The 13,791-nt window shown below is 55.3% G+C and carries 11 protein-coding genes; 7 read left to right on the forward strand and 4 right to left on the reverse strand.

What is annotated here, in order from left to right:
- Nucleotide 1: 1 nt before the first annotated feature.
- Nucleotides 2-679, reverse strand: coding sequence for a siderophore-iron reductase FhuF (gene fhuF / locus CKW31_RS12540; RefSeq protein WP_095095007.1), 678 nt, complete (start codon nt 677-679; stop codon nt 2-4).
- Between the two features lie 881 nt (nt 680-1,560).
- Between fhuF and CKW31_RS12545 the strand changes: the two genes are divergently transcribed.
- The 4 genes from CKW31_RS12545 (at nt 1,561) to CKW31_RS12560 (ending at nt 8,803) form a co-directional block, all read left to right on the forward strand.
- Nucleotides 1,561-4,473, forward strand: a complete 2,913-nt coding sequence (locus CKW31_RS12545) for a ribonucleoside-diphosphate reductase subunit alpha (protein ID WP_095095011.1) — start codon at nt 1,561-1,563, stop codon at nt 4,471-4,473.
- A gap of 166 nt (nt 4,474-4,639) precedes the next feature.
- Nucleotides 4,640-4,810 (forward strand): YhfG family protein, encoded by a 171-nt coding sequence (locus tag CKW31_RS30070; RefSeq protein ID WP_095095014.1) that lies wholly within the window; start codon nt 4,640-4,642, stop codon nt 4,808-4,810.
- Between the two features lie 313 nt (nt 4,811-5,123).
- Nucleotides 5,124-6,764, forward strand: a complete 1,641-nt coding sequence (locus CKW31_RS12555; RefSeq protein WP_095095017.1) for a methyl-accepting chemotaxis protein — start codon at nt 5,124-5,126, stop codon at nt 6,762-6,764.
- Nucleotides 6,765-7,555: 791 nt separating this feature from the next.
- Nucleotides 7,556-8,803 (forward strand): ribonucleotide-diphosphate reductase subunit beta, encoded by a 1,248-nt coding sequence (locus tag CKW31_RS12560; RefSeq protein WP_087272475.1) that lies wholly within the window; start codon nt 7,556-7,558, stop codon nt 8,801-8,803.
- A 271-nt stretch (nt 8,804-9,074) separates the two neighbouring features.
- On the opposite strand, the gene CKW31_RS12565 is transcribed toward CKW31_RS12560, so the two are convergent.
- Nucleotides 9,075-9,551: an NTF2 fold immunity protein gene (locus CKW31_RS12565; RefSeq protein WP_095095020.1), complete on the reverse strand. Its 477-nt coding sequence runs from the start codon at nt 9,549-9,551 to the stop codon at nt 9,075-9,077.
- Between the two features lie 411 nt (nt 9,552-9,962).
- Here CKW31_RS12565 and CKW31_RS12570 point away from each other — a divergent pair, with 411 nt between their 5' ends.
- Together CKW31_RS12570 and CKW31_RS12575 are read left to right on the forward strand one after the other, a co-directional pair.
- Nucleotides 9,963-10,568 carry a DMP19 family protein gene (locus tag CKW31_RS12570; protein WP_095095023.1) on the forward strand — a complete coding sequence of 202 codons (606 nt, stop codon included), beginning with the start codon at nt 9,963-9,965 and terminating at the stop codon, nt 10,566-10,568.
- A 56-nt stretch (nt 10,569-10,624) separates the two neighbouring features.
- Entirely contained in the window at nt 10,625-10,999 is a 375-nt protein-coding gene (locus CKW31_RS12575; RefSeq protein WP_256582587.1) for a hypothetical protein, read from the forward strand.
- Nucleotides 11,000-11,164: 165 nt separating this feature from the next.
- Here the strand turns inward: CKW31_RS12575 and CKW31_RS12580 are convergent, their stop codons facing one another.
- Nucleotides 11,165-11,638: an NTF2 fold immunity protein gene (locus CKW31_RS12580; RefSeq protein ID WP_095095026.1), complete on the reverse strand. Its 474-nt coding sequence runs from the start codon at nt 11,636-11,638 to the stop codon at nt 11,165-11,167.
- A 325-nt stretch (nt 11,639-11,963) separates the two neighbouring features.
- Here CKW31_RS12580 and aac(6') point away from each other — a divergent pair, with 325 nt between their 5' ends.
- The gene (gene aac(6'), locus CKW31_RS12585) at nt 11,964-12,410 is read left to right on the forward strand and encodes an aminoglycoside 6'-N-acetyltransferase (RefSeq protein WP_095095216.1); all 447 of its coding nucleotides are present in this window, start codon (nt 11,964-11,966) and stop codon (nt 12,408-12,410) included.
- Between the two features lie 45 nt (nt 12,411-12,455).
- On the opposite strand, the gene CKW31_RS12590 is transcribed toward aac(6'), so the two are convergent.
- A complete protein-coding gene (locus CKW31_RS12590) occupies nt 12,456-13,784 on the reverse strand; it encodes a type II restriction endonuclease (RefSeq protein ID WP_095095031.1) in 1,329 nt (442 codons plus the stop codon).
- Between the last annotated feature and the right edge of the window lie 7 nt (nt 13,785-13,791).

Raw genomic sequence — 13,791 nt, forward strand, 5'->3', positions numbered from 1 at the left:
GCTAATCTGCTCCAATCGGACAATGCTCACACCGCCCCACCCACGCCACCTGATGACTCAAACAACAGCTGCGCCGCTGCCGACGTGGTGGTTCGCCCACATAACGAATGGCATCGAACAGCGGATTGCGTTGCCCATCGCTCAAGGTCTTGCTGCGCAACAACTCATAACCTGCGTTCAGCGAGATATCGGTCAACGTGCCCAATTGCCCAAGGCACCGCTCAAGGTAATCCCCGGCGTTGCCCCACAGAACCGCCGCCGATACATCGCCCTGCCTACTGAGCGCATTAATGAAAGGATGCAGGTTGTCATTCATCAGCTCGGTAAAACTCACAGGCTGAACCGTGCCAACGCCGAGAAACCGCAACCCAACCGGCACGCCGCGTTCAACCAGCGCCACAGCGATCTGATCCAGCTGCAACGGCCAGCGCCAGCCATGCACCAGACCTGCCGCCACCACCGGCGGGATCACCTGCATGAAGTAATACTTGGACCACTGCGACATCAACACCGACCGATGGCTGGCCAGCAATTCAGGCCCATAGATGTTCAGCAATAGCGCATCCAGCGCCTCAGCCTGCAAGAGCTCCGGCAAAGCCCGCACCGGACGCAGGTCGTCGTCCGCCAGCAGGCCTTGGCCGAAGCACTCAAATGCGCCGCTGAATAATGGGTGACTCATCAGGCTTCCTGATTGGGAAAAGGGGATTCCGCAGCCTTCGGCAGCTCTTGTCAGACAAAACGCAATCCCTTGATCTGGAATACTTTTCTGTAGGAGCTCACGAGCACCGCGAGGCAGCGATGGCGGTCTGTCTGATACACCGCTATCGCGGCCTCGCGGTGCTCGTGCGCTCCTACAGAAGCAACATCTGCATCGAGGGAAGGACAGCTCCCGAACCAAAACCCCACAATTCTAACCACCATCACCACCAAGCACACCACATGCCAAACCGCCCTTGCCAAAGGCAATTTCTGTGATAGGGTTCGCGCCCGCAAAAATCCGCCGAGCCGCGTAAAAAAACCTTAATAAGTCTCGGAAGGGCGTCGGTCCAGTAGTTATGCGGCCTACACGCGAGGCGGAGCTTTCATACACCAATTACACACAGCTTTATCCACAGGTAGTGCGTTGCAATTGGTGTCCAAAACGCTTTATCTTGTAGCCCGGCTTCACGGACAACCCTACATGTAGGGTTTTACGGTAAAAACCCAACACAAGTCGAACAGGGATTTCAAGCATTTTTCTTACGTGTCGAGGGTTGAATCAAAGGCTCATTCAATAGCCCAAGCTGCGCCCCAGACACCTGAGCATGCATACCCTCTTCGACCGCAGCAAATTCAAGCATTTGTTGCAATATTTAACAGGCACCATCCAACAGATTTCCCGAGGCAGCGAGCAACGATTTCGCTGCCTTTTTGACTTCAAAGCCAGGGACGGCGAAATCCGCCATCCCCATTCCGTTTTGAGGTCGTTACAGCCGACGCTTTTGTCGACTGAATGCCTACAAACCGGATCGGTGGGTGCTGAGTAGCACCCAAACAAACATAGAGAATGTGGAGACACCCATGCAAACAGACACAACTCGCGAGAATTCGCCGAATCCGGCGCCGCAGACAGGCCAGTCCCAACAGGATCTGTCCGCGACCGCTCCCGGCCAGCTGCGCGTGATCAAGCGTAACGGCACTGTCGTCGCCTACACCGACGACAAAATCACCGTCGCTATCACCAAAGCGTTTCTTGCAGTTGAGGGCGGCACTGCCGCTGCGTCTTCGCGTATCCACGACACCGTGGCCCGTCTGACCGAACAAGTCACCGCTACCTTCAAGCGTCGCATGCCTTCGGGCGGCACTATCCACATCGAAGAAATCCAGGACCAGGTTGAACTGGCCCTGATGCGTGCCGGTGAGCAGAAAGTGGCTCGCGACTACGTCATCTATCGTAACGAGCGCTCCAAGGAGCGTGCCGTTCGTGGCACCGACGCACCGGTCGACGCCCACCCTTCGATCCGTATCACCCGCGCCGACGGCAGCGTTGCGCCGCTGGACATGGGTCGTCTGAACACCATCGTCACCGAAGCATGTGAAGGCCTGGCTGAAGTCGACGCCAACCTGATCCAGAACGAAACCCTGAAAAACCTGTACGACGGCGTGGCGATGAAAGACGTCAACACCGCACTGGTGATGACCGCCCGTACCCTGGTTGAGCGTGAGCCGAACTACTCGTTCGTGACCGCCCGCCTGCTGATGGACACCCTGCGCGCTGAAGGCCTGAATTTCCTGGAAGTGGCCGAAAGCGCTACTCACCACGAAATGGCCGACCTGTACGCCAAGGCCCTGCCTTCGTACATCGCCAAAGGCATTCAGTTCGAATTGCTGAACCCGATCCTGGCCACTTTTGACCTGGAAAAACTCGGCAAGGCGATCAACCACGAGCGCGATCAGCAGTTCACCTACCTGGGCCTGCAAACCCTGTACGACCGTTACTTCATCCACAAGGATGGTATCCGTTTCGAACTGCCGCAGATCTTCTTCATGCGTGTGGCCATGGGCCTGGCAATCGAAGAGAAAGCCAAAGAAGACCGCGCCATCGAGTTCTACAACCTGTTGTCGTCCTTCGACTACATGGCTTCGACGCCTACGCTGTTCAACGCCGGTACCCTGCGTCCGCAACTGTCCAGCTGCTACCTGACCACCGTTCCGGATGACCTGTCGGGCATTTACCACGCCATTCACGACAACGCCATGCTGTCCAAATTCGCAGGCGGTCTGGGCAACGACTGGACGCCGGTTCGTGCTTTGGGTTCGTACATCAAGGGCACCAACGGGAAATCCCAGGGCGTTGTACCGTTCCTGAAAGTCGTGAACGACACCGCCGTAGCCGTTAACCAGGGTGGCAAGCGCAAAGGCGCGGTATGTGCCTACCTGGAAACCTGGCACATGGACATCGAAGAGTTCATCGAGCTGCGCAAGAACACCGGTGATGATCGTCGTCGTACCCACGACATGAACACCGCCAACTGGATCCCTGACCTGTTCATGAAGCGTGTCTTCGATGACGGCAAATGGACCCTGTTCTCGCCTTCCGAAGTACCGGACCTGCACGACCTGACCGGTAAAGCCTTCGAAGAGCGTTACGAGTACTACGAAGCCCTGAGCGAATATCCAGGCAAGATCAAGCTGTTCAAGACCATCCAGGCCAAAGACCTGTGGCGCAAGATGCTCTCGATGCTGTTCGAAACCGGCCACCCATGGCTGACGTTCAAAGACCCGTGCAACCTGCGTAGCCCGCAGCAGCACGTGGGCGTGGTTCACAGCTCGAACCTGTGCACCGAGATCACCCTGAACACCAACAAGGACGAGATCGCGGTCTGCAACCTGGGCTCGATCAACCTGCCGAACCACATCGTCAACGGCAAGCTGGACACCGACAAGCTCAAGCGCACCATCGACGTAGCCGTTCGCATGCTCGATAACGTGATCGACATCAACTACTACTCCGTGCCGCAAGCGAAGAACTCCAACTTCCGTCACCGTCCAGTGGGTCTGGGCATCATGGGCTTCCAGGACGCGCTGTATCTGCAGCACATTCCTTACGGTTCCGATGCAGCTGTCGAGTTCGCCGACCGTTCGATGGAAGCTGTCAGCTACTACGCGATCCAGGCCTCTTGCGACCTGGCCGACGAGCGCGGTGCCTACGAGACGTTCCAGGGTTCCCTGTGGTCCAAAGGCGTTCTGCCACTGGATTCGCAACAGATCCTGATCGAGCAGCGTGGCCAGAAGTACATCGACGTTGACCTGAACGAAACCCTGGACTGGGCGCCAGTACGTGCCCGTGTACAGAAAGGTATTCGTAACTCCAACATCATGGCCATCGCACCGACCGCGACCATCGCCAACATCACTGGCGTATCGCAGTCGATCGAACCGACTTATCAGAACCTGTACGTGAAATCGAACCTCTCGGGCGAATTCACCGTGATCAACCCGTACCTGGTTCGCGACCTCAAAGCCCGCGACCTATGGGACTCGGTCATGATCAACGACCTGAAGTACTACGACGGTTCGGTACAGCAGATCGAGCGCATCCCGCAGGAACTCAAAGACCTGTACGCCACCGCGTTCGAAGTCGACACCAAGTGGATTGTTGACGCAGCAAGCCGTCGCCAGAAGTGGATCGACCAGGCTCAGTCCCTGAACCTGTACATCGCTGGCGCATCGGGCAAGAAACTGGACGTGACCTACCGCATGGCCTGGTACCGTGGTCTGAAAACCACTTACTACCTCCGTGCCCTGGCCGCAACCAGCACCGAGAAATCCACCGTCAACACCGGCAAGCTCAACGCAGTATCGAGCGGCGGCCACGGCCCGGACGACTCGGCGATCACCGCCCCGCGTCCAACCGAAGCTGCACCCGCCGGTCCAGCACCAGTGCCGAAGGCCTGTGCGATTGACGAGCCGGATTGCGAGGCTTGCCAATAAGGCAATCTTGAAAGCTGCCTCGCTCTCCCTGTGGAATGATATTCCTTGTGGGAGCGAGGCTTGCCCGCGATAAGGTCACTCTGCTGTAACTACCGAAATACAAACCGGGAGCCTCAAAACCTCCCGGCTTCACCCCGCCAAACCGCTTCCTGCACAGGTCGCCCGCGTGATAACCCTCTCCCTCGCTGCAAAAAAAGCCTACTGCGCCAAAACCCGCAGATCCAACTACGTAGCAAGCCTACGCCTGTCAGACTTCAATACCACCCCACTTGATATTGCACGCCCTCTTCCAACTCGCGAAGACCTACTCAAAACCTATCGCAACAAACACACCTGACATTGACCTGAAACACCGCGTCAAACCCTTTCGGCAACAAGTTACCTCCTACCCGGCACGCGCCACACGGTAGGAGCGAACTTGTTCGCGAGAGGCGTCAGACAATCCCTCCCCCGCAAACGCATGCGCAGTGGCATGATATGGAGCCAGACGGACGGACGGGCTCACTAAATTCCATAGCATGCCGCTATGCCTACTGTAGCCACCCTCAATTGGGCGTAAAGGCCAACTGGAGATACCTTCCCGTTATCGCAATAGATGGCGCATTGATACCAGCGCGCTTCAGCAGTTTGCTTACCCACGAGTTCACTTCATGAAAAACCCGATTTCTCTCGCATCGCGCATCGGCCTGGGCTTTGCCGCCATCGTGTCGCTGCTTGTATTGATTACCGCCGTGGGTATCCAACGAGTTGGATATATCGACACCACCCTGGAAGACGTCAGCGAAAACGCCGCGAAAGTGCAGCGCTACGCGATCAACTTCCGCGGCAGCGTTCACAACCGCGCCATCGCCATTCGCGATGCAGTGCTGGTGACCAATGATCGCGATCTTGAATCCCACCTGACTGAAGTCACCCGCCTGCAAAAAGACTACGTGGACTCAGCCACGCCGATGGACCAACTGTTCGCAAGTAACCCCGTCAGCCCGCAAGAGCAATCCATGCTGCAGGCCATTAAAGACATCGAACAGCGCACCCTCGCCTCCACCAGTAAATTGATCGAGCTGCGCCGCACCGGCGACATCGCTGGTTCCCAGGCTTTGCTGCTCAACCAGATATCCGCCGACTACAGCGAGTGGCTGAAGCGCATCAACGCCTTGATTGACTATGAAGAAGCCTCCATCAAATCGCAGCTCAATGATGTGCAGGCCACCGCCAGCCAGTTCCGTGGCTTGATGTTATTGGCGACCGGCGCGGCTCTGCTGTTGAGCATCTTCCTGTCGATCCTCATCATCCGCTTCGTCAAATCCACCCTCGGCGCAGAACCCACCGAAGTGGCTCAAGCCATCCAGCGCCTCGCCGCGGGCGACCTGCAACAAAGCATCGTGACCCCATACCCCGACAGCGTGATGGGTGTACTGAAAACAGCCCTCAGCCGCCTGTCCGACACCATCACCCAGGTGCGCATGGCCGCTCAGGAAGTTAACCAGTCGTCCACGCTGCTGTCCGCCACCTCGATTACCAACAACGACCAGATCAACCTGCAAACCCGTGAAGCCGAGCAAGTAGCCACCGCCATCACGCAAATGGCAGCCACCGTCAACGAAGTCACCGGCTACGCCTCGCAAGCCGCTGATGCAACGCGCCTGGCCGACGGCGAAGTGGTCAGCGGCAACCAGTTGGTTGCAGACACCACCCTGGCGATCGAACAACTGGCTACGTCACTGGCGGAAACCACCCTGACCGTCGAGCGGGTATCCAAACAAAGCGAAGAGATTGAGAGCGTGATCGACGTGATCAACTCAATCGCCAGCCAAACCAACCTGCTGGCCCTTAACGCGGCCATTGAAGCAGCGCGGGCTGGCGAGCATGGCCGAGGCTTTGCGGTCGTCGCCGATGAAGTGCGCTCTCTGGCCAACCGCACCCAGCGCTCGACGCAAGACATCCGGGACATGATCAGCACCCTGCAAAGCGGCACTGAAACCGCTGCGCAAACCATGCGTGACAACTGCGAACTGGTGGGCCGCACGGTTGAGCAAACCCGCAACGCACAAGGCGCACTGTCCAAGATCAGCCAGGAAGTGGGCGCCATCAACCGCATGAACGCGCAGATCGCCAGCGCCTCGGTTCAGCAAAACAGCGTGGCGGAAGAAGTTGCCGTCAACATCAACCGTATTCACGGCTCAACGGTTCAGTCCGCAAGCGGATCAAAACAAGTGGCCACCGCAAGCCAGGAACTGGCAAAACTGGCAGACCGCCTCACGGAAAAAGTCGCGTTCTTCAAAGTAGGCTAACCGAAGCCCTTCGAAGAAGAACGAAACACACCCTACCTGCCGACACGGACGTGGGACCGGCTTTAGCCGGGAAGGCGGCATTCCTGAAGATCAATTTTCAGTGACTGCCCCGGCCTCTTCCCGGCTAAAGCCGGTCCCACGTCAAGCCCCGTTCGCGAGGCGTCATACCTGATACAACGCGCAGCCCCTCTCGCCAACAAGTTGCCTCCTACCCGAACGGCGACACCGCGCCACACCAACCGTTGGTCGCCTAAAAACCACTACCGCACAGCCCTTCCCCGCCACACCCCCCGGTATCCAAGGCGTAGAGAAACATTGACCAACATCAACTCCGACTGAGTTGCCCGAAATCGATGCGAGCAACACATTGCCGGACACCCTCATCACCTATATGCTGTGTCTCGAAATATGAAAACCACTACATAAGGGATTTCCGCTGCATTTCCGGTCGTTACCTCTCCACTGAGAACGAACCCCCAAATGCAGAAGAAAAAGCAAAAATCCCTTCTTAAACGTAGTCTCAGATGAACAAGTGTCGGGCGAAATCTGTATAATCCCGCGCTCGCTCCAAGGTACTCAAATGACCCTTTGCCCACGCAATGCCGTCTTCCCTGAAAGCCACCTGGGCTCTCCGTTTTGCTCGCCTGTAAGGCCCCCGGCCGCGGCGGCAATCACAGATCGATCCGCTGCATCACCCTCAGGTCGGCCCTGAGTAATACCCGAAAATTCCGTTGCCAGCGTCATCCACTCGACGCAGGCACTACATCCTTTGAAATTCAGGAGCTTCCACCATGCTGAGCTGGGACGAATTCGATAAAGAAGACGGCGAAGTAGCCACCAAAGCGACCAACGCCGGTCACGCCAACGAAGCCAACATGGACCGCCTAGACAGCGCCGGTGGTGCCGCAGCTACCGAAGCTCGCGCCGTCACCGAAAAAGACTCCCCTGCCCTGATCCGTGCCAAAAAAGCACTGGACGCACTGGACGTTGCCGAAGGCCTGGCTGAACTCGAAGGCGCCAGCGCTCGCGTTGCCGTTGACGAAAAAATGATGATCAACTGCCGCGCCGACCTTAACCAGCTCGTGCCCTTCAAGTACGACTGGGCGTGGCAGAAGTATCTGGACGGTTGCGCAAACCACTGGATGCCGCAAGAAGTCAACATGACCGCCGACATCGCCCTGTGGAAAGACCCACAAGGCCTGACCGACGACGAGCGCCGCATCGTCATGCGAAACCTGGGCTTCTTCTCCACCGCCGACTCCCTGGTTGCCAATAACCTCGTACTGGCCGTGTACCGCCTGATCACCAACCCGGAGTGCCGCCAGTACATCCTGCGCCAGGCCTTCGAAGAAGCGATCCACACCCACGCTTACCAGTACTGCATCGAATCGCTGGCCATGGATGAAGGCGAGATCTTCAACATGTACCACGAGATCCCATCGGTCGCGAAAAAAGCCGCCTGGGGCCTGAAATACACCCGTTCGATCTCCGATCCGAAGTTCGAAACCGGCACCGTCGAAACCGACAAAGAACTGCTGCGCAACCTGATCGCCTACTACTGCGTACTGGAAGGCATCTTCTTCTACTGCGGCTTCACCCAGATCCTGTCCATGGGCCGTCGCAACAAAATGACCGGCGTCGCCGAGCAGTTCCAATACATCCTGCGCGACGAATCCATGCACCTGAACTTCGGCATCGACGTGATCAACCAGATCAAAATCGAAAACCCACATCTGTGGGACGCCGAAATGAAGGAAGAAGCCAGCCAGATGATTCTGCAAGGCACCCAACTGGAAATCGAATACGCACGCGACACCATGCCGCGCGGCGTACTGGGCATGAACGCCGCGATGATGGAGGACTACCTCAAGTTCATCGCCAACCGTCGCCTGAGCCAGATCGGTTTGAAAGAAGAATACCCAGGCACCACTAACCCATTCCCATGGATGAGCGAAATCATGGACTTGAAGAAAGAGAAAAACTTCTTCGAGACGCGGGTTATTGAGTATCAGACGGGTGGGGCGTTGAGCTGGGATTGATTTGATCCCGCGCTGACAAGCTTATATGAAAGGGCTGCCTGAAAAGGTGGCCCTTTTTATTGGCTATGTATGCCGTTCAATGACGGTGTGATTGAGGAGCTATAGGAGCGGCGCTGTCGCAAAGCAAACACAGACCTGTAGGAGCGCACGAGCAACGCGAGGCCGCGATAGTGTATCAGACAGGACGCCATCGCTGCCTCGCGTTGCTCGTGAGTTCCTACAGAAGATCATTCCAAATCAGGCGGTTACATTTCTTTGATGAACGCGCTGATCACAAGATTCTCGAATCCCATTTCTCGTCCCCGTACCGGCGGGATTTGTAGCTATCGATCTTCCACTCCCCCGCTTTTTTCAACATGACGAAGAGATACTCGTCCTGAAAGCTCGTCTCCGTTTTAATCACGACTTCGGCTCTGGATTTGGTTTTGATCTCCACCAGAACTTCCGTTGGACTTTCGACGCCGTTGAACTTAGCTATAAAGCCAAACTTTCCAGGATTTTTACCGCCGTACACCCGACGCTTATCAGTGCAGTATTGATCAAACAGCGGGGCCGTACGCTCACCGAATATCTCAAACCAATCGGTTCTTCCCTCCGCGTAGTGGTATTCAATGCCCGGATACTTCTGCCGTAGCTCATCATCTTCTTTTTTATGCCCGGCGTAGATCTCACGCTCGATCGAATTCCACTTGGTCCCGAATTCACTGACCTGCAATGCCAGATGTGATTTGAGTGAAGCTTCGTCCATTTTACCTGGTCCCAGAATTTCCATTGATGCAGAACACTGCTTGAACGCTCGACTTCGTAGCTTACAAAGAGCCAGGCCTGATGGCTATCACAGGTTCAAATCTGGCTCTCATGGACCTATGGCCCTCCCCACCTCACTTCACATCGCAATGTATGGCACGATAATCTTTGAAGGAACATCGCCATACGCAACCCGCTTATTTTGAACCAGAGACAGGACGCTGAAATGGACGCCGCTTTTCAAAAGCTCGCACTCAAGATCGGCATTGAGCTACCAGAACGTTTTTCCGCACTGATCGCCATAGCGCAATCTGGAAAAGCTGGAACAGTCAGACCCTATTGAATTTGCAATACAGCGTGACTGGATGCGCTGAGTACGCCTTGCAGTCAGCAGAACCACAACGGAGTGACCATGAGCGAAAAACAACCCTGCCGGGCTTGCGCAAATTTGATATTGGCAACCACGGCGGCGCGCAACGACGGGATGTGCGTGCCCTGCAAGCGCGGCTATCGGAAAGATATCGAAGACGGGAAACTCCGGGCCGAAGAGCACAAGCGTTACATCGTCAGCCCGCGAGCGCTGTACTGGACGGCGCTGGTTAACCGCGTCTACAACACCCCCGAAGGTTTCTCAGGGCTGACATTGGCAGAACAGCGCTATTACGCCGTCAGTGCATTACAGGGCGAGGTCTACAACGGCGGCTTCGACCAGTACTTCGGCAACTCCTCGGGGGAGCACTTCGACATCGCTTGCGCGGGCCTGATTGAACTGGGCGCGACGCAGACACTGGCGCTGTTCGAAGAGGCCAGGCGCCTGCTGTTCGGTACCCAGCCCGTGCCCACCGACCAGGGCTTGCGCCAGTTGAGCATGCCCACCTACGCAGACGAGCGAGATCTTGATTGCGAAGCGGCGCTGGATGCCCTCGACAACCAATTTTATAAGGATGCCGAACAACTCGACGACCGCTTGCTGAAGTACGCCCTTGAGCACGGCTTGTTCGAAAGGGAGGCTGATTGACCATCAGGCCAGATGACAATCCCCACCCAAATCAGCAAACCCAGGCAACGCCAACCATGAAAAATCACGCACCGTACTACGCGCTATTTACTGTGATGCTTTCAATGTTCTGCCCAGCCGTCCTGGCAGCATCGTGGCAAATCTGCAGCATGGAATTGCGTATTACGGATGTTCTGACGAAACCCTATCCAGCGTTGCAGGCCGAGATCCTCAAGGTAAGCGCAAAGACCGCCACGGTCGTCTGCCCGGAGCAAGGCAAGACTCTCAAGTTTCTGCCGGAAACGTCAGACTATCAGGCCATGATTCCACGCCGAAACTGGCCCAAAAAAGGGCAAGTGGTGCGTTTTGATTACCGATACCTGGATGGCACCTGTAAAGGCGAATGGAAGGATTATCCGTGCCGCATCAAGCACTACCCGCAGACGAGGTAATGAGTGAAGGCAATCGGGCTTCCATCGCCAGTTATCCACAGTGGGAAATTGATTTAGACGAGCATCAGTAGGTGGGCGCATTGCCCATCTCATCGCACCCTGCTTGCGTCGACAAAGCCCGCCGTCGCACCTTACGCAGCGCGAAGAACTACGGGAGCGCGTCGATCATAATATTCGTGAATCCCATTTCTCATTCCCGTAGCGGCGGGCTTTGTAGCTATCGATTTTCCACTCTCCAGCCTTTTTCAACATGACGAAGAGATATTCGTCCTGAAAGTTCGTTTCCGTTTTAATAACGACTTCGGCTCTGGATTTGGTTTTGATCTCCACCAGGACTTCCGTTGGGCTTTCGACACCGTTGAATTTAGCTGGAAAACCAAAGCTTCCAGGACCTTTACCGCCGTACACACGACGCTTATCAGTGCAGTAATCGTCAAAAAGAGGGGCAGTACGCTCGCCGAAAATCGCAAACCAATCGGTTCTCGCCGCGTAGTGGTATTCAATACCCGGACACGTCTCCTGCAGCTCATCGTCCTCTTTTTCATGCCCGGCGTAGACATCACGCTCGATCTCGTTCCACTTAGCCCCGAACTCACTGACACGCAATGCCAGATGTGATTTGAGTGACGCCTCGTCCATATTACCTGGCTCCAAATTTTCCTTTAAAGCAGAACACTGCCTTGAACGTAGCCGACTCTCGACTTTCAGTTTTGAAGCTTACAAAGCGCCAAGCCTGATGCCAACTCACCTTGCGTGGTTTAACGGTTAAAGACGTTCGGCAGTGATTTCGCAGTACTTCTGCACAATGGGCTTTGGACATGGGATGTACTGAAATGGCATGGCCACCGCCCTCGGTAGGAGCGAACTTGTTCGCGATGCGATCGACCTCACACAACCGACCGTCAAGGCAAGACCAAGCATGCCTTATGATCTTCAACCGCCAAGCCATCAGAGCGTTCCTGCGATGATCAAACGCTGCACCTTGCTCGACCACAACGGATGGCTGCCCCTGCGCACAGCCCTATGGCCTGACTCCGCCACTGAAAACGACCACGACAGCCACACCCTACTCAGCAGTGAGCGCTACCTGGTCCTCACCTTCACTCACAAAAATGGCGAAACGCTTGGCTTTGCAGAAGCCTCGATCCGAACAGACTACGTCAACGGCACCCACTCCTCGCCGGTAGCCTTCCTCGAAGGCCTTTACGTCCAACCCGCAAACCGAGGCCAACGCATCGCGCGACAACTCGTAGCGGGCGTTGAACAGTGGGCCGTGGAAATGGGTTGCATTGAACTGGCTTCGGATGCGTTGGTTGAGAATCAGGTGAGTCATGCGATGCATGAGGCACTGGGGTTTGAGGAGACTGAACGGGTGGTTTATTTTTTGAAGGGGTTGGGGGCAAAGACTTAGTCCAAGCCCTCTGCCCGATCAAAGAAGTAAAACGTAACGCGAAAACTACAGCGGAAGAATTAATGACGGGCGCTTCAAACTCACCTCGTCATCGAAAAACTGCCTGAACGTAATGACATTATCGTACCCGTCGTAAGCCGACTCTTTGGCTTTTTTCAAAGACTCCGGTACTACAAGCGTAATCGAGTTTCGCTCCATTTCGTCGATGGCCTCACCCGAAACCCGGTCATCAACAGTTGCAAGAAAAATCGCCCCTAGCGGCTTCTCTAAAGCCAACTGCTTCCAACGTTCTCTCAGCGTGGTCTTCAATGAGACAATCACAGCATCTCCATTTACGTTGAGTGCCTTAACGTCAGGTAAAACGAAATCCGGGCGACGGCCGCCGAAAACGGCTTGGGCCTCGTAACGAACTCGACCGTCCCTGAAAAGTCTCGCCACATGATGCTCAAATGAAAGCCCTGCTCTGCTCTTTCTGGTTTGAGCCGCGCTTAAGAATATCGAGTCGAGCTCAGAGAATGCTCGAACAAGATTGCCTACAGGATCACCTCCGCCATGAAGGAGAATTCGGGCGACTTGAGCGGCGCGGAAACGAAGCTCTGCCTGCTTGTAAATTGAATACTCTATATCCCTGCTGATGAGCATGACTGCATCACCAGGATGGGTTATAGAGAACGGACACATTCCACTGAGTTTGTTCTCCTCAAGCCATTTGTCCTGTGCTTGCCTCGCCAGACTATCCGGCGATGGTAGCGCCTGCCTCTTGATAAATTGCTCTAGAGTTCCGTCCTTGATTGCTTGTGACAGCTCGGCAATCAATTGATCGGTTTCAGACGCAGGCTCAGTTAGAGATGCGGGATCGAATAGGCCATAGTGAAAATCAGAATCCAGATCGAATGCCGTCTCGATAATTTCCGCTTCGTCACTCACCGAATCAACAACGATGAACCAGTAACTGGCACCACATATTGACTCTCGGACTTTTCCGATCACGAGCAGGGAAGCAGGTGAAATCGCCCGAAATTGCTCCTTAGGTATTCCCGTGTGGTGCCACTCGTACCTGGGTCTTGCCTTCTCTATATCGTTGGGATTACGCATAGAGAAATGCTTGATCGTCGAGGTTTTTATCTCGCCAGAAGCAGGCCAAAACGTCAGATATTCCACATCAAAAATATGCGGCTTTTCCGGATTCGAGTTATTTAGTTTTGGAAAAAAAGCAGACTCCGCAATGAAGCGAGGAATGTAAAAGCCATTCTGGTGCCCGTTCTTGTGACTATCCGCCCAAGATGTGTCGTTACGCGATAACTTCTTGATGAAGAGACTTTCACTTTGAGCGATCAAAGCGGAGATATCATTCCATTCAGGGTGGAAGCCCATTCTCTTT

Origin of the sequence: Pseudomonas sp. Irchel 3A5 (assembly GCF_900187575.1) — a bacterium.
Lineage (GTDB): Bacteria > Pseudomonadota > Gammaproteobacteria > Pseudomonadales > Pseudomonadaceae > Aquipseudomonas > Aquipseudomonas folii.